The organism is Metabacillus sp. KUDC1714 (assembly GCF_014217835.1).
In the GTDB taxonomy this organism is placed as follows: Bacteria; Bacillota; Bacilli; order Bacillales; family Bacillaceae; genus Metabacillus; species Metabacillus rhizosphaerae.
On record NZ_CP055263.1, the window covers coordinates 4,085,770 to 4,106,553 of the forward strand.

At 34.8% G+C, this 20,784-nt stretch carries 19 protein-coding genes; 12 read left to right on the forward strand and 7 right to left on the reverse strand.

All coding sequences use genetic code 11. From position 1 onward, the window contains the following. Window positions 1-2: 2 nt before the first annotated feature. From HUW50_RS18760 to HUW50_RS18790, 7 genes are all read left to right on the forward strand, one after another. Window positions 3-1,196, forward strand: a complete 1,194-nt coding sequence (locus HUW50_RS18760) for an ABC transporter permease (protein ID WP_066330659.1) — start codon at window positions 3-5, stop codon at window positions 1,194-1,196. A 293-nt stretch (window positions 1,197-1,489) separates the two neighbouring features. After that, window positions 1,490-2,245 (forward strand): DeoR/GlpR family DNA-binding transcription regulator, encoded by a 756-nt coding sequence (locus HUW50_RS18765; RefSeq protein WP_066330658.1) that lies wholly within the window; start codon window positions 1,490-1,492, stop codon window positions 2,243-2,245. Beyond that, window positions 2,242-3,168: a 1-phosphofructokinase gene (gene pfkB / locus HUW50_RS18770; RefSeq protein ID WP_066330657.1), complete on the forward strand. Its 927-nt coding sequence runs from the start codon at window positions 2,242-2,244 to the stop codon at window positions 3,166-3,168. Before HUW50_RS18765 ends, pfkB begins: the two co-directional genes overlap by 4 nt. Further along, window positions 3,165-5,024, forward strand: a complete 1,860-nt coding sequence (locus HUW50_RS18775) for a PTS fructose transporter subunit IIABC (protein WP_185653113.1) — start codon at window positions 3,165-3,167, stop codon at window positions 5,022-5,024. Before pfkB ends, HUW50_RS18775 begins: the two co-directional genes overlap by 4 nt. Window positions 5,025-5,218: 194 nt before the next feature. Next, window positions 5,219-5,644 carry an organic hydroperoxide resistance protein gene (locus HUW50_RS18780; protein WP_066330648.1) on the forward strand — a complete coding sequence of 142 codons (426 nt, stop codon included), beginning with the start codon at window positions 5,219-5,221 and terminating at the stop codon, window positions 5,642-5,644. Window positions 5,645-6,143: 499 nt separating this feature from the next. Beyond that, window positions 6,144-6,704 carry a signal peptidase I gene (gene lepB / locus HUW50_RS18785; RefSeq protein WP_066330643.1) on the forward strand — a complete coding sequence of 187 codons (561 nt, stop codon included), beginning with the start codon at window positions 6,144-6,146 and terminating at the stop codon, window positions 6,702-6,704. Between the two features lie 225 nt (window positions 6,705-6,929). Beyond that, complete coding sequence (locus HUW50_RS18790) at window positions 6,930-7,877, forward strand: DUF4349 domain-containing protein (protein WP_185653114.1); 948 nt, start codon at window positions 6,930-6,932, stop codon at window positions 7,875-7,877. Between the two features lie 8 nt (window positions 7,878-7,885). On the opposite strand, the gene HUW50_RS18795 is transcribed toward HUW50_RS18790, so the two are convergent. Next, on the reverse strand, window positions 7,886-8,146 hold the full coding sequence (locus HUW50_RS18795; RefSeq protein WP_066330637.1) for a hypothetical protein: 261 nt from the start codon (window positions 8,144-8,146) through the stop codon (window positions 7,886-7,888). Window positions 8,147-8,418: 272 nt separating this feature from the next. On the opposite strand from HUW50_RS18795, the gene HUW50_RS18800 reads away from it, so the two are divergent. Continuing rightward, complete coding sequence (locus HUW50_RS18800; RefSeq protein WP_066330635.1) at window positions 8,419-8,910, forward strand: DinB family protein; 492 nt, start codon at window positions 8,419-8,421, stop codon at window positions 8,908-8,910. Between the two features lie 46 nt (window positions 8,911-8,956). Beyond that, window positions 8,957-9,886, forward strand: a complete 930-nt coding sequence (locus HUW50_RS18805) for an aminoglycoside phosphotransferase family protein (RefSeq protein WP_066330634.1) — start codon at window positions 8,957-8,959, stop codon at window positions 9,884-9,886. A 154-nt stretch (window positions 9,887-10,040) separates the two neighbouring features. Here HUW50_RS18805 and HUW50_RS18810 read toward each other — a convergent pair whose 3' ends face one another. Further along, on the reverse strand, window positions 10,041-11,483 hold the full coding sequence (locus HUW50_RS18810; protein ID WP_066330630.1) for a carbon starvation CstA family protein: 1,443 nt from the start codon (window positions 11,481-11,483) through the stop codon (window positions 10,041-10,043). A 392-nt stretch (window positions 11,484-11,875) separates the two neighbouring features. Between HUW50_RS18810 and HUW50_RS18815 the strand changes: the two genes are divergently transcribed. Then, window positions 11,876-12,760: a CPBP family intramembrane glutamic endopeptidase gene (locus HUW50_RS18815; protein ID WP_066330624.1), complete on the forward strand. Its 885-nt coding sequence runs from the start codon at window positions 11,876-11,878 to the stop codon at window positions 12,758-12,760. Window positions 12,761-12,785: 25 nt separating this feature from the next. On the opposite strand, the gene HUW50_RS18820 is transcribed toward HUW50_RS18815, so the two are convergent. Next, window positions 12,786-13,217 carry a hypothetical protein gene (locus HUW50_RS18820; RefSeq protein ID WP_066330623.1) on the reverse strand — a complete coding sequence of 144 codons (432 nt, stop codon included), beginning with the start codon at window positions 13,215-13,217 and terminating at the stop codon, window positions 12,786-12,788. A gap of 189 nt (window positions 13,218-13,406) precedes the next feature. On the opposite strand from HUW50_RS18820, the gene HUW50_RS18825 reads away from it, so the two are divergent. After that, complete coding sequence (locus tag HUW50_RS18825; protein ID WP_066330622.1) at window positions 13,407-15,026, forward strand: ABC-F family ATP-binding cassette domain-containing protein; 1,620 nt, start codon at window positions 13,407-13,409, stop codon at window positions 15,024-15,026. 211 nt (window positions 15,027-15,237) lie between these two features. Beyond that, window positions 15,238-15,828, forward strand: coding sequence for an OmpA family protein (locus HUW50_RS18830; RefSeq protein ID WP_066330621.1), 591 nt, complete (start codon window positions 15,238-15,240; stop codon window positions 15,826-15,828). Between the two features lie 20 nt (window positions 15,829-15,848). Here HUW50_RS18830 and HUW50_RS18835 read toward each other — a convergent pair whose 3' ends face one another. The 4 genes from HUW50_RS18835 to HUW50_RS18850 form a co-directional block, all read right to left on the reverse strand. After that, a complete protein-coding gene (locus HUW50_RS18835) occupies window positions 15,849-16,577 on the reverse strand; it encodes a LytR/AlgR family response regulator transcription factor (protein WP_066330620.1) in 729 nt (242 codons plus the stop codon). Then, the gene (locus HUW50_RS18840) at window positions 16,578-18,311 is read right to left on the reverse strand and encodes a sensor histidine kinase (RefSeq protein ID WP_066330618.1); all 1,734 of its coding nucleotides are present in this window, start codon (window positions 18,309-18,311) and stop codon (window positions 16,578-16,580) included. Window positions 18,312-18,458: 147 nt separating this feature from the next. Beyond that, window positions 18,459-19,385 (reverse strand): CobW family GTP-binding protein, encoded by a 927-nt coding sequence (locus HUW50_RS18845; RefSeq protein ID WP_066330615.1) that lies wholly within the window; start codon window positions 19,383-19,385, stop codon window positions 18,459-18,461. 98 nt (window positions 19,386-19,483) lie between these two features. Next, on the reverse strand, window positions 19,484-20,716 hold the full coding sequence (locus HUW50_RS18850; protein WP_066330614.1) for an aminopeptidase: 1,233 nt from the start codon (window positions 20,714-20,716) through the stop codon (window positions 19,484-19,486). Window positions 20,717-20,784: the final 68 nt, after the last annotated feature.

The window sequence follows — 20,784 nt, forward strand, 5'->3', positions numbered from 1 at the left end:
ATATGAGTTTACTAGAAAATATGAAGATGGCCCTTAGCTCTGTGTTAGCTCATAAATTGAGATCGATCCTGACGATGTTAGGGATTATTATTGGAGTGGCATCAGTCATATTGGTTGTAGCCATTGGTCAGGGTGGAGAGCAATTATTAAAAACATCGATTACAGGGCCTGGCAACACAATTGAGGTTTACTATGAACCTAGTGAAGAGGAAATAATGTCAAACCCAAATGCTTATATGAACGCTGTTTTTTCTCAGGAGGATGTCAATTCATTAAGCAGTATACCTGAAGTGAAAAAAGTTGTGGCTTCATCAACTGAATTTTTCCCTACACGTTACCGTGAGGAAACATTAGAAACAAGTTTATATGGTGTTAACCAAGCTTATATAGAAGTGAATGAATTAAGGATAAAGTCAGGTAGAAATCTTATGGAAGCTGATTTTATAGGTGGTACACGTGTAGGGGTTATTAGTGATGAATTGAAGAAAGAAATGTTTGCCGAAAAAAATCCAGTAGGAGAAGTTATTTGGATCAAAGGCCAGCCAATTGAAATAGTTGGCGTGTTAGATAAGCCAACAGGTTTATTCGCCTTTGGAGCAATGGAAGTATATATACCTTGGAATACGTTTCGTGCATCCTTCGGTAAAAATGATTATAATCAAATCACTCTTCAAGCAATTAATGCAGATGTTATGAAGGAAGCCGGAGAAAAAGCAACTCAACTTTTAAATGCCTCACATAATACTGATGAGTCCTATAAGGTATTTAATATGGAAGAAATGGCAGCAGGAATTAGCCAAATTACAACGATTATGACATTAATTATCGGTTCAATAGCTGGAATTTCCCTGGTTGTTGGTGGTATTGGTGTCATGAACATCATGCTTGTATCTGTTACAGAACGAACAAGGGAGATTGGCATAAGAAAAGCATTAGGGGCAACAAAGAGACAAATTTTAACTCAATTTCTTATTGAATCCGTTACTTTAACATTAATAGGTGGAGTATTTGGTATTATTCTTGGTGCTGTTGCTGCAAATATCGTTTCAATATTTGCAGGTTGGCCACCGCTTATTTCATGGCAAGTTGTTGTTGGGGGATTATTATTCTCCATGCTAATCGGTGTTGTGTTTGGCTTGCTTCCTGCAAATAAAGCTGCTCGCTTGAGTCCGATTGAATCCTTAAGATATGAATAAAGATGGAAAGGAAATCTCCTTTTGGATCAACTAATTTTTAAGTAGTTGAATCTGAGAGGAGATTTTTTATATACAGGATATTTTTGATAAGGAAAATTGAACAATATTTTTGCTTCTATAAAAAATAGAAGTTATTAACAAGCTAAAAAGTAGGAATTAAAAGAAAAATAGTTATATATGACTGGATTTTGATAGATTTTGAAATTTTGTGATTGATTTTGACTAAAATCGACAGTATAATAAGTGTGTAAGGCAACTTGTATTCGCTTACAATCGGTAGGAGGTGATAAGTATTGTTAACTCCTGAACGTCATCGAATTATTTTGGATGTATTAAAAGATAAACAATCAGTGAAAATTCAGGAACTTGTCGATCTGACAAACTCTTCTGAATCAACGATTAGACGTGATTTAACTCAATTAGAGGAAGAAAAATATTTAAAAAGAATTCATGGTGGAGCAGCACTGCTGCAAGGTAAGCTTAGTGAACCAAATATTATTGAGAAATCAGCCAAAAACCTTCATCAAAAGAAATTAATTGCAAAAGAAGCCGCTTCATCCATTGAAGAAGGTGATTGCATTTTCTTGGATGCAGGGACAACTACTTTACAAATGGTTGAATATCTTCCAACTGAAAAGGAACTTGTCGTTGTAACAAATGGGCTTACAATTATTGAACCACTTATGAAAAAAGGATTAAAAACCTACTTAATTGGCGGTTTCTTAAAACCAATAACAGGTGCCATGATTGGTCGTGGTGCATTAACATCATTAGAACAATACCGCTTTGATAAATGTTTTTTGGGTGTAAATGGAATTCATCATGAATTAGGTTATACAACCCCAGATCCAGAGGAAGCAGCATTGAAATTGACAGCTCTTCGCTTATCACGTGAAAAATATGTATTAGCTGATCATACAAAATTTGGAGAGATTGCTTTTTCAAAAATAGCACATCTATCTGAAGCGAAAATTATAACAGGTTATGTGGATGAAGACGTACTACATCAATATGGAAAAAATACAGCAATAAAGGTCGTGAAAGAATGATTTATACCGTGACATTAAACCCATCAGTTGATTACATCGTAGAAGTTGAACAATTCGAACTAGGTTCTTTGAACCGAACAGTTGCAGATACAAAGTTTCCTGGTGGGAAAGGGATTAATGTATCACGCGTAATGAAACGATTAGCAGTCGAGTCAAACGCATTAGGTTTTATCGGAGGCTTTACAGGTAAGTTTGTTGAGGATTTTTTAAATCTTGAAAAAATTCCCAGTAATTTCGTAAAGGTTTCTGGTGATACACGAATTAATATTAAATTAAAGACTGAAGTGGAAAGTGAGATCAATGGTTTAGGTCCGAATATTTCTGAGGACCAACTAACTGAATTCTTTGAAATTTTTCAAAAGATGACGAGGGAAGACATTGTCGTGTTGGCTGGAAGTATTCCTGGAACATTACCTTCATCCATTTATAAAGAGATAATTGCAGTCTGCAAAGAAAAAGAGATTAAAGTTGTGGCTGATGTTTCCGGTGATGCTCTTAAAGAGGTTATTTCTGAAAAGCCGTATCTTATTAAACCTAATCACCATGAGCTTGGAGAACTGTTCAATACAGAAATTCAATCTGTAGAAGAAGCTCTTGTTTATGGAAAGAAACTAGTAAAACAAGGTGTAAAGCATGTGATTGTTTCGCTTGCTGAAAAGGGTGCATTGCTTATCACAGAAAATAATAGCTATGTAGCAAATGTACCTAAAGGTAAGGTATTAAATTCAGTTGGCGCAGGAGATTCGGTTGTTGGCGGATTCATTAGTGCTATTTCAAAAGATTATTCTATAGAAGAAGCGTTCAAAATTGGAGTAGCAGCGGGAAGTGCAACTGCATTTTCAATGGAGCTTTGTACAAAACAAAAGATAGAAGAGTTATTACCTTATATTGAAGTTAATGAGGTAAAGGGGGAAGAAAGATGAGGATTACAGAGCTATTAACAAAAGAAACCATTAAGCTAGAACTTCTGGCAACATCAAAAGGGAATGCTGTTTCAGAGTTAGTTGATGTATTAGATAGAGCTGGTAAGCTTTCAGACAAAGCAGCTTACGAGCGTGCAGTCTTAGATCGTGAACAGCAAAGTACCACTGGGATTGGTGATGGAATTGCAATTCCACATGCCAAGACGAATGCAGTAAAGCATCCAGCAATTGTCTTCGGACGATCAAAAGCAGGTGTTGATTATGAAGCACTTGATGGTCAACCAAGTTATTTGTTTTTTATGATAGCAGCATCAGAAGGTGCTAATAATACACATTTGGAAGCTTTATCTAAACTTTCATCTATTTTGATGAAACAGGAAGTAAGAGAAAAACTATTAACTGCAAATTCGGCAGATGAAGTTTTAGCAGTTATAGATCAATATGATGTACAGGATGAAGCTGAAGAAGTAAAAGGCTCAATAGCGGGCAATATCTTAGCGGTAACTGCATGTCCAACAGGAATTGCTCATACCTATATGGCAGCAGATTCGTTAAAAGAAAAAGCAAAAGAAATGAATGTTTCTATTAAGGTTGAAACTAATGGTTCAGGCGGGGCGAAAAATGTCTTAACTGCTGCTGAAATTGAAGAAGCCACAGCGATCATTGTTGCAGCGGACAAGCAAGTAGAAATGGAACGATTTAAAGGCAAACATGTCATTATTGTTCCAGTTGCAGAGGGAATTAGAAAACCGAAAGAATTAATAGAACGTGCGCTAAAACAAGATGCCACTATTTATCAAGGTAGTGGTGAGGGAAGAAAAGAAGATCAAAATGGAGGAAGAACAGGGTTTTATAAACATTTAATGAATGGTGTTTCAAATATGCTACCCTTTGTTGTAGGTGGTGGGATATTAATTGCGATCTCATTTATGTTTGGTATACATGCATCAGATCCAAATCACGAAACATATAATGCATTTGCTGAGGCTTTAAGCACAATTGGTGGTGGTAATGCTTTTGGACTTATGATTCCAGTATTAGCGGGTTTTATTGCTTTAAGTATTGCTGATCGCCCAGGTCTAGCGCCAGGTATGGTCGGTGGGTTTATGGCAGCGCAAGGTGGAGCAGGGTTCTTAGGTGGTTTGATTGCAGGATTTTTAGCAGGTTATATTGTAGTTCTTCTAAAGAAACTATTATCTGGTATGCCAGCATCATTGGAAGGTATAAAGCCAGTCCTTTTATATCCAGTATTAAGTATTTTTAGTGTTGGAATGATTATGTTCTTTGTTGTAAATAAACCTGTAAGTGCATTAAACGGACTAATTAGTGAATTTTTAGGTGGTTTAGGTACAGGTAATTTAGTTCTTCTTGGTTTGTTACTTGGTGGTATGATGGCAATTGATATGGGCGGTCCTATTAACAAAGCTGCCTTTACATTTGGTATTGCGATGATTGATTCGGGGAATTTTGCACCACACGCTGCTGTTATGGCAGGGGGGATGGTACCTCCATTAGGAATTGCTCTTGCAACAACATTATTCCGTAGTAAATTTACAAAACGTGAGCGTGAAGCAGGTATTACATGCTATATTATGGGGGCATCATTTATCACAGAAGGTGCTATTCCATTTGCAGCAAGTGATCCAGCTCGTGTTATTCCTTCAGTTGTGACAGGCTCAGCTGTTGCTGGTGCATTAGCAATGTTCTTTGGAAATGGTTTACGTGCACCACACGGTGGGGCATTCGTAATTCCATTAGTAGAAGGAAATCCACTTCTTTACTTATTAGCAATTGTAATTGGTGCTGTAATCACTGCAATCATGCTAGGATTACTAAAAAAAACTGTTAGTGAATAACTGAATCGTAACTTTTCAAAGCTGACTAATGACAAAGCATAACGCTTCGTTATAGTCAGCTTTTTTTATGTGAAAATATTTAATGGATTAGAAACTGTGGAAAAGGGTAAAGTTTAATAGAATGAAGAATTAAATCTTATTGACGTGTGTACCTAAATTGAATGAAAGCAAAATATGAAGAAAGGGTTGATATCATGACAAAACCACTATTTACAGCAACAGTATCAGCAGTTGGAGGTAGAGAAGGAAGTGTAAAGTCTTCTGATGGGAACATTAATTTAGATATAGCAATGCCTGGAACTCCTAGAGCAAAAGAATTACCAGAAGCAACTAATCCTGAACAACTTTTTGCAGCTGGCTATTCTGCATGTTTTGATGGGGCATTACAACTTATGGCGAAAAAAGCCAAAGTACAATTTGAATCAGAAGTTACTGCTAATGTTAGTTTGTTGAAAGATGAAGGAGATCAAGGGTATAAATTGGCTGTTTCTTTGCAAGTGAAAGGGACAGGTATTGAAAAGGAAAAGTTGGAAGAGCTAGTCCATAAGGCACACGATTTCTGTCCTTATTCAAAAGCAACAAGAGGAAATATAGATGTTACACTTGAAATAATAGAATAAGAAGAAAGGATAACTCAAAAATCAGACCCTTCAAAAACCATTTTTTAGTCTCTAGTGAAAAATAAAGATATTATATAAAAGTTTATTTTTCGTTGGTTCTGGCAATTTTGAGTTATCCTTATTTTTATGAAGTGAGACCTTAGAGAGATTATTTCTCATTATATTATACAAACTTTGAGTTTTAGGTTTATTAAATTTTCTACCATAATAAATGCTGAGACTAATAATCTATGGTGTTAGGAAAATCGTTAGTAAAAACCAATAATCTAGGAACTAAAAAATACGAAAAGAGCGACAATCCCCGATAATATGTAGACCACTCAGTACGTTGAAAATATACTCTATTATTTTTATTCCTGCTTTCATAAGTTATATTTCCTACTATTCATTCCCTTTTGAAGGTTAATTGCAAAAAGATAAAGGATTTTTTTATTTTTTAGCAAATAATTAGTATTAATAGGTATAATGGAAAAAGAGCAATAAAATAGGAGGCCACATCATGTCGCAAACTGAAACAGAAACGTCAAAATCAAAGATCTGGGAATGGACAAAAGCAATCATTCTTGCAGTAGGTCTTGCAATGATTATTCGTTTCTTTTTATTTGAACCATATCTCGTAGAAGGATCTTCAATGGATCCAACATTAAAGGATGGAGATCGTCTTTTTGTAAATAAGACCCTACAATTTATCGGAGAAATTGAAAAAGGGGATATTGTTATTATTGATGGGAAAGAAGAAAATATTCGTTATGTTAAAAGAATTATCGGATTACCTGGAGATAAAGTTAGTGCAGAGAATGGTAGTGTATATGTTAATGGAAAAAAGATTGAAGAGCCTTATTTAGAGAGTAACGAAGAGGATGCAGAACAAATGGGAATGCTTCTAACAAATGATTTTGAGGAGATAGTAGTCCCAGAAGGAAGTTATTTTGTCATGGGTGATAATCGCCTTAATAGCATGGATAGCCGCAATGGTCTTGGTTTGATTGAGTCAGATCGAATTTTGGGGAAATCGGAATTTATTTTTTTCCCTTTTAGTCATTTAAGTAAAATAGAATAACCATCAAAAAGTCGATCTAAAATAGGTCGGCTTTTTATTATGTAGTAAAAAGCAGGTACTATATGTATGGGGCAAAAAGATGATATTTGTTATTGAAATTGGCGTGTATTTGTTTTCCTATTTTACATATTTATGTAACATTTTATTTTGTAAAACGACTACTCTCATGAAGATAAAAGAGCCAAAGCTTTCCTAATAGTAAAAAAACGTAAAGGGTGTGTCGAGATGAAAAAGTTGCTTTTGATCGGTATAGCACTTTTAATTGCAGGGATTATTAGTGGGTGTAGTAGTTCTGGTGAAGAATCTAGACAAGCAGACAAAGTAGTAGACGAAATTGAGAATAAAAGTAGCATAGCTGAAGGAGGAGAGCAAACTACAGAATTAGCTAATGAAGAAGTCACTGAGACTGAAGAAGATGCAAATAAACCCTCGAATCAGGATTCGAGTAATTCAGATGATCGCATGGTTATTTATACGGCTAATCTTTCAATTCGAGTAAAAAGCTATCAGGAGACACTTAACCTTGTTCAACAGCAGCTTGCATCCTCAAATGGATATATCGTTGAATCAAGTTCATATTCAGTAGGTGAGGCGGATTCCCTTGAAGGAACAATTACAGTCCGAGTTCCTCAAGATAAATTTGATTCATTTTTAAAATCTGTAGAAAATGAAAGTACAAAAGTAGTCGATCGTTCGATTTCTGGTCAAGATGTAACGGAGGAATATGTAGATTTGGAATCGCGGATCACATCAAAAAAAGTCGTTGAGAAGCGATTATTGGATTTTATGGAAAAGGCGGAAAAAACCGAGGATTTATTAAAAATTTCAGCAGATTTGGCCGTTGTTCAAGAGGAGATTGAACAAATTAAAGGTAGAATGAATTACTTGAACAATAAGGTTGACTTAGCTACTGTAACGATTCATGTGGTAGAAGATAAAGTGAATATTCCGGCACTAGGCAATGATGACTTAAACACGTGGGAGAAAACAAAGGAACAATTTATGAACAGTGTAAATTTTGTCTTAAAAACATGCTCAGCAGTCATCATATTTATCATAGGTAGTCTACCGGTATTACTAGTTTTAGGTGGCCTTTTTTTCATCATGATACTGATTATAAGAAAAAGACGAAAACACAATCAAGGAAAACCACCTACAAAGCCAGAAGAGTAAACGGCATTTTATGTCACAAGTATCGTTAAAATAAGCATTGTAATAAATACTGTTCCAATTATGGAGAGGACACTTATTAAAACAGACATTTTTTTATTTTCAAGATGATAGCGTGGTAGGATTTTTTTAGTAGAAAAATTGATGATAATGTAAAGAATAATGACCCCAATAATAAAAGTAAGACCATTTGAACGGAAGCCCAGAAAGGCAAAATAGGCTCCAGAACAGAAAATTAATAAACAATATTCGATTAGAGTATGTAACTTCATGTTGTATGCTCCTTTTCTAGTAGTTAGGAAATTATAATAATTTTTTGTAATATGGATAAGCGGACGCTTGGGCTTTAGTACATGTTAGCTCATTTTATCACAAAAATAGCAATTGGTTTAAATATGTTTCTTTTTAGGAAGTAAATATTCAAGAACAATATGTCCGAATATAATTGTAAGGAAATGTTAATGTTGAATAAAGGATAATTATCATTATTATCGAAATAGGTACGTATGAACCTTTAAAAAAGTTTGAAAGGAAGTAAACCTTGATGAATGCTATTAATAAAATGACAGATTTATTATTTGAAGAACTAGAACTTGCTGTTAAAACATCGATTAATCTAATACTGAAGATTGAAAATAGCCAATGGAATTATCGACCGAAGGAAAATATGAGATCTTTAGTAGAGTTGGTCCATCACTTAGTATCGATACCACTTTCAGATTTAACATGTTTAATGGAAGAAAAAAGTGAGAACGAATACAGAAAAATAGAATTGAACATAGAAGAAATAAAAGACCAAGAGAAATTAGGAACTCAAATGCAGCATAATTTTGAAAAGTTGAAGGATTATATACACGCTTTGAGTGATGAAGATTTAATGAATAAAATAACAAAACCATTTTATTTTGAACAAGGTGGTCATACACAAATAAAATGGTTAATGGAAATTGTGACCCACACGTATCATCATCGAGCACAGCTATTTAACTATTTGAAGCAGTTAGATCATGATATTAATATGTTTGATTTGTATTAACTCCATGTAAAAGCATTGCCAACTAATTTAAGTAAGGGTGACACTAGTGATATATTTGCCAGAGAAGTTTGTACAAACCATAAAATCTGTTCATAGAGAACACGGACAGAAGTGGTTGGATAACTTTAATGATTTAGTCAAGTATTGTGAAGAAAGATGGAGTATTCAATTTCAGGCACCCTATGAGTTATCATATAACTTTGTGGCTCCAGCAATCACACTGGATGGAAGCCAAGTTGTTATTAAACTCGTGGTACTAGGTGATGGAGGGTTTCAAAAAGAAATTGAAGCGCTTAAACAGTTTAATGGTAATGGCATAGCACGACTACTTGACTATGAAACAGAAAAAGGGATTATGATTTTGGAAAAGGTATTACCAGGAGAAAAGTTATCCTTGCTATCCAATGACGATGAATCAACGATTATTATGTCACAAGTTATGAAGAACTTATGGACAATTGCTCCAGTAAATTCATGTATCCCAACGATTTTTCAAAGGGAAGAGGCCTTTAAACAAATACGCAAAGAGCATAAAAACGGAATAGGTCCTCTATCAAAAGAGATGCTTATAGAAGCGGAAGAAATATTTTCTAGGTTAACAAGTACAATTAAAGACCTATATCTTCTTCATGGAGATTTTCATCATTACAATGTTTTATCTGCTAAAAGTAATACTTGGGTAGCAATTGATCCAAAGGGCTTAATTGGTGAGCGCGAATATGATGTCATTCAATTCCTCCTGAATAAATTACCTGTTGATAAAATCGCCGATGTAATAGATAGACGGATTGATATATTAGTAGATCAATTAGATTTGAATAAAGAAAGAGTTTTACTGTGGGGTTATTGTCATTCCATTTTAAGTTTATTTTGGCATATTGAAGACTTTGGTGTACCTGATGATACGACATTAAAAGTGATAACATCATTTAAGAAATTACATAATGAATTATCTGTGAGAACGTTGGAATTTTAGACAAAACTTATATAGAGATGTAATGAAATATAATTGAAACAAGTAAAGAACAGGGATATCCATGCTCTTTTACTTGTTTTTATTTATGAGTTTTAAAAATGAGTTTTCAACAAATACACAACCTCGTCTTTTTTGCTTATCGTCGCTTAAAATTTTAAGCGGCAATATTCGCATCATCATCAAGCTGTAATTTGTTTGCTCTTGCTTTAATTGCAGCCTTGTAGAACAGTGCAATAATTAATGCTGTGGCAATACTAGCGCCAATGTAAGAGATGTTCATTGGTAAGCCAAATCCAATTGCTGCATTTAAAATATATGTCGTTGTTGCCATTGTCATAAAGATTCCAGGAATCATGGCTATCCAGTAATTTTTCTTTGCGATAAATAAATACATCGCCCCAACCCATAATGCAATAACTGCTGTTGATTGGTTTGCCCAAGAGAAATATCGCCATAAAAGTGTAAAGTCAATATTAGTTAATCCATATGAAATAATGAACAATGGTACTGCAATCCATAATCGGCTCATTAGTTTTGTCTGTGAGATGTTTAAATAATCAGCAATAATCATCCGTGCACTTCTAAATGCGGTGTCACCAGATGTAATAGGTAATACGATCACTCCAAGTACTGCGAGTGTACCACCGATTGCCCCTAGCATAGCAGTAGATGCTTCACTTACGATTGCTGCAGGGCCACCATTTGCTAAAATATCTGATAAGCCATTATAACCATCAAATAAGCTCATTGCTGCTGCAGCCCAGATCATCGCAATAATCCCTTCTGCAATCATCATTCCGTAGAAAATAAAACGCCCTTGTGACTCATTTTGTGTTGTACGCGAAATAATTGGTGTTTGTGTTGCATGGAAACCAGATAAAGCACCACAAGAAATCGTTAAAAATAATAGTGGGAAGATTGGCGCTTTGTCAGGATGCATATTTTGTAAAGTTAATTCAGGTATTGGTGCACCTGTTATAACTAATGATGCGCCAACTCCAATTGCACTGATTAATAGTAATGCACCAAAGATTGGGTATAATCGGCCAATGATTTGGTCGATTGGCAATAGTGTAGCCAAAATATAATAGATAAATATTGCTGCAATAATAACACCAAATGATACCCAGTCTGGAGTAATACCAGCCAAAAGATCGGCAGGTGCAGTTACGAAAACTGTACCTACTAAAAGTAATAATAAAATGGCGAAAGCATTCACTACGTGCTTCATTGTTTTCCCTAAAAATTTACCAGCAAGCTCTGGTAAATGGGCACCGCGGTTACGAATGGAAATCATGCCTGTTAAGTAATCATGAACTGCTCCAGCAAATATACAACCAATTACAATCCAAATAAATGCTGCAGGTCCATACAATGCCCCCATGATTGGTCCGAAAATTGGCCCAACACCAGCAATATTTAATAACTGAATTAATGAGTTTCGCTTTTTACCCATAGGTAAATAATCAACATTATCTCGTTTAGAAAAAGCTGGAGTTTGTCTAGCTTCCTTTACTCCGAAAACCTTCTCAACGAAACGGCCATAAATAAAATAACCTACAATAAGAAGTAATATTCCACCAATAAATGTATACACGAAGTAACCTCCTTTAGGTCTTTGAATACGCTTACAATAATCTTAACAAGAAACGATAAGCTAGGGGGCTTTTTTTGTGTAACATGTTGAAAATGGATAGTAAGATGCAGAAAATCGCTTTCAAGATACAAAGATCTTGTTGAATTCTAAATCTATCATGGGGTGATCAGAAGTTATTCTTACTTTCTTGTGAAAATTGGTGTATTCTTATTGATTATAATGTTAAAATCTGTTAAAAATTACTAGGTAGGGAGTATGTAAGAATAACAGAAAGGTTTATTACCGTGGTGGTAGCATAGTAAATAAGATTAATAAAATTTTACCCTTTATTATTTTGGGGATATCAATCTATTTGTTCATTAATTTTTCTAAACTGTTAGAGGAGTGTTTTTATGAATCCTAATTTTATTTCAATTGCTAAAGGGAAAAACACGCATTGGCGATATTTTTGGTCACTATTGGTTATTTTAGCGTTTATGTTTGTGGTGGGTACAATTGCGTATTTGATAGCAGTGCTATCAACCGCACTTATTGAACCAGATATTGTTGATTTTGAAGAGATGATGATATCTGATCCACTCGTTGATTTTTATTTATATCATATAGTTAACATCCTGACTGTTATAGGTATGTGGATTGCAGCAAGAACGATCCTGAAAAGAAAGCTAATTTCCTTTATTACACCAAATGAAAGAATAAACTGGTCGAAAATTTTTTATGGGTTTTTCATTGCTCTTTTCTTATTTGCACTTTTTGCATTGTTAGATTATGTTATTTTTCCGAATGACTATGTCTTAAATGATTTTAATGGAACTCGTTTTGCTTGGCTAGTTGTCGCATCAATATTATTAGTTCCTATTCAAACGACCTCAGAAGAATTGTTATTTAGAGGGTTTTTATTACAATGGGCTGGTAAAATAACAAAAAATCCAATTATCTTAATGCTTATTATTGGAAGCATCTTTGGGGGGTTGCACTTTGGCAACCCTGAAATGGAACATGGAGCATTTTGGGTGGCGATTGATTATTTAGCAATGGGATTTATTTGGACATATATTTCAATAAAAACGAATAGTTCAGAATACTCTATCGGTGCACATGCAGCAAATAATATGTTTTTATGTATTTTTCTTACGATGGAAGATACAGTAGTTGGTGATATTCCATCATTATTTGTTATCACAAATGTAAATGCAATGCTCTCAGCGATTACTACTGTTACAACAGGAATAATCTTTTTATTTATTGTCATGAGAAAGCATAGGAAAGAGAAATAATAGAAAAATCAATGCAACCCACTGTTTATGAAGTTGGGTTGCTTTTTGATGGTCGATAAGTCAAGATATCTTTGATAATTTTAGCATGAACTTCAGCCCAAGCTTTCTCACGAAAATGGAGGATTACGCTTATTGTGAGAATGAGTAAATATATCGTTATAAATACGAAGAAAAGTACGCTTCCATTTGCAAATAAGAACTCTTGAAGCTTCTTAGAAAAAAGAAACAGAAGCCAAGGGCCAGCAGAAACAAAAACAGGAATGATGCCCATCCCATTTTTCTCTTTCAACACACGATAATAGATTTTTTCCAGTGTAGAGCTTCTTAGGCTATTATAAAACGATTGGATCTCTTCAATTTCTGTTAATTCTCTCAACTTATCTAAAGACTGATTACGCTCATAGGTATCTTTTAATTTTAAATATAATTTATGCGCATCACCGCGGGACGTAAACAATGAATAACCTCCAATCCATAAAAGACTTTACAATAAAGGGTTGAATTATACGTAGATTTTTCATATTTTAGATCTGATTGAACTTAACGGAATCTTTAAATGTATGTAAAGATGTTCTCACATAACGTATAAAAAACCGTCTTAAAGTGGTATAATTGTTTAGATGTTTAAAGTATTGGAGGATGTTTCATGATTCAAGTTACGAATATTAGCTTACGATTTGGTGATCGAAAGCTTTTTGAAGATGTTAATATTAAATTTACTCCGGGGAATTGTTACGGATTAATTGGTGCAAATGGTGCGGGGAAATCCACGTTTCTAAAAATATTATCAGGCGAAATTGAGGCACAATCAGGTGATGTAAGCATGGCACCTGGTGAGCGTTTAGCAGTCTTAAAGCAAAATCACTTTGAATATGAAGAGCATGAAGTTCTTAAAACAGTTATCATGGGACATAAACGTCTTTATGAGGTGATGCAAGAAAAAGATGCGATTTATATGAAGGCTGATTTTACTGATGAAGATGGAATGAAAGCAGCTGAATTAGAGGGAGAATTCGCAGAGTTAAATGGTTGGGAAGCTGAAAGTGAAGCAGCTATTTTATTAAAAGGTCTTGGCATATCAGAAGACCTTCATACGAAGAAAATGGCTGAATTAACTGGTGGAGAAAAGGTAAAGGTTCTTTTAGCACAAGCTTTATTTGGTGAGCCTGATGTCCTTCTATTAGACGAGCCTACAAACCATCTGGACATTCATGCAATCGGCTGGCTTGAAGAGTTTTTAATTAACTTTGAAAATACTGTTATTGTTGTATCCCATGACCGTCACTTCTTAAATAAAGTATGTACACATATTGCGGATTTAGACTTTTCTAAAATTAAAGTTTATGTTGGTAACTATGATTTCTGGTATGAATCAAGTCAATTAGCACTTAAATTAGGTTCAGAAGCGAATAAGAAAAAAGAAGAGAAGATAAAAGAGCTACAAAATTTCATCGCTAGATTTAGTGCAAATGCCTCTAAATCTAAGCAGGCAACTTCACGAAAAAAACTACTAGATAAAATTACGTTAGATGACATACAACCATCTTCACGTCGCTATCCATATGTAAACTTCACTCCAGATCGAGAAATAGGAAATGATGTCTTACGTGTTGAAGGAATTTCAAAAACAATAGATGGTGTAAAAGTTTTAGATAATGTTCATTTTATTTTAAACAAAGAAGATAAAATCGCATTAGTAGGACGTGATGAAATTGCGATCACAACACTGTTTAAAATTTTAGCAGGCGAAATGGAACCGGATAGTGGTTCATACAAATGGGGAGTAACAACAACTCAAGCCTACTTTCCAAAAGATAACAGTGAATATTTTAAGGGGTCTGAGCCAACGCTAGTAGATTGGTTACGTCAATATTCACCAAATGATCAAAGTGAGAGCTTTTTACGTGGGTTCTTAGGTCGTATGCTTTTCTCTGGTGAAGAGGTATTAAAGAAGCCAAGTGTTTTATCCGGGGGCGAGAAAGTACGTTGTATGCTTTCAAAAATGATGCTTAGTGGTTCAAACGTTCTTTTACTAGAAGAACCGACAAACCATTTAGATCTTGAATCCATCACAGCTTTAAATAATGGCTTAACTACTTACAAAGGCGCAATGATTTTTTCATCTCATGACCATCAATTTGTTCAAACGATCGCAAATCGAATTATCGAAGTAACACCTAGCGGGATCGTAGATAAACAAATGACATATGATGAGTTTTTAGAAGATGCCAATGTTCAGAAGCAAATAAAGGAATTATATGCGTAATCGCATCATTACCATGGACTAAATTAAACAAAGAGATAGCATTGATGACATTTGTCATTGGCTATCTCTTTTTAATTTCAAGAAAATTGGAAAAACGGACAATTTATTCCATTATGATGATAAAATAGACAATATGCCTAATTAAAATAAAGTAAAACTTTCTTAAGGTTAAATCTTAAAGGTAAAAGGAATTACATAGGAGTTGAATTAGGTGAAAAGGTACTCAATCGGTATTATTGCAACTGTGATAATACTTTCAGGCTGTGGAAATAAGGAAGCAACAATAACTGCTTTAGAACCTGGCAATCAAACATTGAAAAAACTAGAGCAAGGTGAACCTGTAATGAAGGGGCAAGTAGTGGAACCAAATTCTAAGGTACAGTCAACCAACATGCCTAACCTGAACATTGATTTACCAGATTGGGCAAAGGTGATTAAAGCCGAAAATGCCATCATTGTTCGATTAAGGGATGATATCATATTTAATTATGATAAAGCTGAATACTATGAAAAAGCAGAAGATATTTTAGTAGAGCTTGAGAATGTGTTTGCTACGTTACCTGGAAATAGTAAAGTGATTATCGAGGCTCATACAGATGACAAAGCAAATGACCAATTCAATCATCAGCTTACAAAGGATCGCGCAAACCGCTTATTAAAACGATTTGCAGATGTAGAGACTCTATCCCATCTTACTATTACAGCCTTAGGAGTTGGTGAAGAATTGCCGATTGTTCCCAATGATGGAAATGCTGAAAATCATCAACTTAATCGTCGTATTGACTTCGTCATTCAACCTTAGAAAGAGGTGCCATCCTCTTTCTAGATTTCCAATCTTGAACGTAGTGCTTTTACATAATTTCTACTTACTGATAGGAATTCTTTATGTCCTTTAAGTTCTAATTGATAAGCACCATTAAACCATGGTATTAATCTAGACACATCCTGCAGGTTTACAATATAGCTTTTATGAATTCTGAAAAAACGATGATCCTTTAATCGAACCTCAAAATCTTTTAATGGTGTTTTCGTTTCAAATTCTGCAGTTTTTCCAACTATTTTAGTCACTCGATCATCTCGATATAAGTATAGAATGTCATTAGGGTCAATATAGATAATGCCTTCATCGCTTTCAACAGCTAGCTTTGATGGTGGTGTAAACTCCACTTGTGATGTTGTACTGATCAATCTTTCTTCTAATCTAGTAATCGTTTCTTTTAATCGATCTTCCTCAAATGGCTTAAGGATATAATCGATCGCATCATAACGAAACGCATCTACAGCAAAGTTTGGAAATGCAGTTGCAAAAACAATAAGAGGAGCGTGTTTTAACTCCTTAAGTGCGATCGCTGTCTCCATCCCATTCATTTTTGGCATTTCAATGTCCAGAAACACAACATCTGGCTTCAGCTGTAATGTTTTGATTAGTGCTGTTTCACCTGATTCAGCCTCACCAACAATCTCAATTATCTCATGCAGCATTAATAAATGCTTTAATTCTTCTCGACTATATCTTTCATCATCGACAAGTAATACTGATATCTTTTTCATTTAATCTCTCCCCATTTTTAACCTGAAGGAAACGGATGTGCCCTTATGTAGGATTGAGTTAATGTGTAATGTACTTTCATCTCCGAGCATTAAGAGTAAACGACGATTCACATTATACATCCCAAAGCCTGTACCATTTTTTGAATCGACTATCGTATTTAAAATATACTTTAGGCGAACTTGCTCAATTCCTTTCCCATTATCCTCTACCTTAACCTCAATAGCATTTGGTACATGTTTAATTGAGAGTTTGATTAGACAGTTTGCTTCCTTATCTTTTATCCCATGCTTGATAGCGTTTTCAACAATTGGGTGTAATGTTAACGTTGGAACCATTCGATCCAAAGCAGATTCATCAATATCATATTCAATCGTAAGTTTATCAACAAAACGTGCCTCCTCAATGGCTAAATAGGCTTTTACATGTTCAATCTCTTCTTTAAGCGTTGTCCATTTTTTCGTTGTACCTGTCAGGTTTTTACGGAAAAATTGTGATAAAGATAGAAGTAGTTTTCTTGCTAAGTCAGGATTTGTTCGTATTAATGATACGATAATATTTAATGTATTAAAAAGGAAGTGTGGGCTTATTTGGGCTTGTAGGGCTTTAATTTCTGCTTCCTTTGCTAGCTGCTTTGACTGTTCTGCTTCTGAAATCTCCAGCTGATTACTTAATAAAGAACTAAGACCGCGAATAAGTTCAATTACAAGATTAGTGATATCCTTTTCAGATTGGAAATAAAATTTTAATGTGCCTATCGTTTCATCTCTAATTTTTAATGGAGCAATAACTGCAGCACCTAAAGGGCAGTTAGGATGTTTACAGTGAATATCCTGATGCTTCGCAATTATAAGGTGCCCCTTATGAAGGACGTCTTTTGTAACCGCTGTTTGGATAACATGATTTGATTTATGATGATCATTACCCAACCCAATATGTGTAAGAATTTTTTCTTGATTTGTTATAGAGATAGCTGAGGCATCTACTTCGTTATAAATAATCTTACAAACGATTTCTGCGGTTTTGGTCGTAAGTCCATTTCTTAAATAGGTTAATGTTTGTTCAGCAAGCCTTAGAGCTTTTTGGGCTTGCAGGGCACCAACTTTTGTTTCTTCAGATATTACACTTCTTATGATGAGCAAAAAGATAACAGATCCAACACCATTTGCCACAATCATTGGAACTCCGATTGCTTCTACTAGTCTAAGTGCTTGATCAAAGGGCTTAGAAACAATTAAAATAACAAGCATTTGCATTGCTTCTGCTAAAGCTCCTACAACTAAGGCTGTAGAAAGATTAAGACGTTTTTCTTTTCGATAAAAGAAGCCAGATAGAATTCCCGCCAAAATAGCGGATAAACCACAAGACAATCCTGTAAAACCTCCGAGTGAAATGCGGTGGATACCTGCTATAAGCCCTGCACCAACACCTACTTTATAACCGCCAAGAAGTCCTGCAATGATTATGCCTATCACACGCGAATTGGCAAGTGCTTCTTCAGAATTAAGTGCATATGCCCAACGATCAAACTGCAAAGAACTTGTATCAAATGTGATACCAGAATACGTGCCAATAATACCAAACACGCCAAAAAAGATAATCGCATAATATTGTTGTTTGCGACTTATTTCATTTCGATCAATCATATGCCTGAAAAAAGGTAACCTTGTCATGAGAAAAGCGACTGTCACAATAATTCCGAGGCGTTCAAGCATTGTAAGCAACAAAACAAACATAAAAGTTTTCTCCCTGTACGTATTTGATCATATTTTAGCATAAGGTAATACATATAGGACTAAAGAGTGGGAAAATTGTTATATTAATGGAAGAAGGATGGAGACAGAACATAATGAACTATACCCCATAATGCCTGTCTCTTTTATTTAATTTGTTGTTTGCTCTTCTAATGACTCAAGTTCTGCTCTTAACTTTTGATGATCTAAATTTTCCCCAATAAATACGAGTGTGTTTTTCATCTTCATTTGTTCCTTCAAATATAACGGCATACCATAGGAATATTGAAAAAGAAAATTGTCCTGTGAATGGGTAAAGGAGATATAGCCTTTTATCCGATAGATCGTATCAGGCATGTCCTTTAAAAATTGTTCAAATCTTTCTACATCGATACGTTTTGAAAATGTATGGACAATTGTACGCATATGTAATGTATCATGAACATGTGCTTGCTCATGTTGTTTTTTTGCTATTCTATTGTTAATCTGCAACTGTGATAAAGGAATATTTGCAAATTCAGTCATTAAAAGCTTTCCATTTTTGTTCAATGCCTGAATCTCTGAAACAAGGGTTGCCTTTTCAGCTTCTGAAAGTCTGTCAACTTTATTTAATAAAAGAATATCAGCATGCTGAACCTGCTCTAATAAAAGCTTTCGTAATTGGATGCTTAAACTTGAGCGGTCTTGCCATCTATTTGCATCAATTAACGTAACAATTGCTTGTACAGAAAGTTTTTCAGCAAAAAGCGGAGACATACAGGCATCAAGAACCTCAATTGGATGTGCGACTCCTGTTGTTTCAATATAAATCGCATCAAGCTCATATTCCTTTAGCATGTTATCTAACTGCACTTCAAGCTGTCCTTGGATCGTACAGCATACACATCCATTTAATAGCTCCTTTAATGGTGTTTCTTGTGGTACGGCGTTCGAATCAATTGATATTTCGCCAAGTTCATTCATAATGACTGCGATTTTTCGTTTCAGTATCTTTTCTTGAGAAAGAATGTTTTGGAGTAATGTAGTTTTGCCGGCTCCAAGAAAGCCAGATAAAATATAAAGCTCTACAGGCTTCATTTAAATTCCCTCATTTCTATTCAATAAAAAGGGGTCTGACTTAAATAGAAATTGTCTGACCCCATCAGGTTATACGATTTGAGCTAACAGATTTTTACTTAAAATGCCCATGTTCCTTTTCTGAATATCGCTTCTGTTGTTCCATCTTCTAATACGCCATCAATATCCATATCAGCTGAACCAATCATAAAGTCAACATGAGTAATACTAGAGTTTACGCCAACCTTCTCCAGTTCCTCACGTGACATTTTTTTCCCACCTTCTACACAGAAAGCATAGCCGTTTCCGATTGCTAAATGGTTTGAAGCATTTTCATCAAATAATGTGTTGTAAAAAAGGATGCCAGATTGCGAAATTGGTGAATCATGTGCAACTAATGCAATCTCTCCTAAATAATGGGATCCTTCGTCAGTTTCAACCAATTGTTTTAATACTTCTTCACCTTTTTTAGCTTTTACATTTACAATTCGTCCATTTTCAAATGTAAGTGTAAAATCGTCTATCAAATTCCCACTATAGCTAAGAGGTTTTGTACTTTGGACAACACCATTTACACCGTTACGAGATGGAACAGTGAATACCTCTTCTGTCGGCATATTTGCCATAAAGAAGTTTCCTTTCTCATTTTCGCTACCAGCACCAACCCATGTATGTGTATCATGTAGCTCAATCGTTAGATCTGTCCCAGTTGCCTTGTAATGAAGCTTTTTATATTTTTTATTATTTAAGTGATAAACTCTTTTATGTAGATTGTTGTTATGCTCTTCCCAGGCTATTACTGGGTCTTTTTGATCCACTCGAGTTGTTCTAAAGATTGCTTCCCAAAGTTTTTCAACCTGTTTATCTTCACTTTCATTGGAAAAAACCTTTGCTGCCCATTCCTTTGAAGCAGCTGCAATGACTGTCCAGCTTGCTTTATCAGCTTGTAAATAATTTCGATATTTTGTTAAAGCAATTCCAGCAGCTTTTGTTGATGCTGCAATTCGTTTTGGATCAATCCCACTTAATAGGTCAGGGTCAGATGAAATGATTGACATAAAAGCACCGTCATTTTCCGCTAGTGTTTCTAATCCTTGTGCTTTCCATTCAGGGTAATCACTTAACGCGTCCTCTGATGCAAGCTCAAAGCGTGTTCTTGTAATCATATCATCATGCCATTCTACATACACATTTCTTGCTCCAGCCTCATATGCTTTTTTGACAACAAGACGAACAAATTCTGCTACCTCAGTAGAAGCGTTTATAACTAAATTTTGATTTTGTTGAATATTAACACCGACGCGAACAGCTAGTTCTGCATATTTCTCTAAGTTTAGTTGAAAATTTGACACAACTTTAACCTCCTTATATGTATAGAATAAATCCCCCAATTAAGGGTAGTTTTATATTATTATTTTAT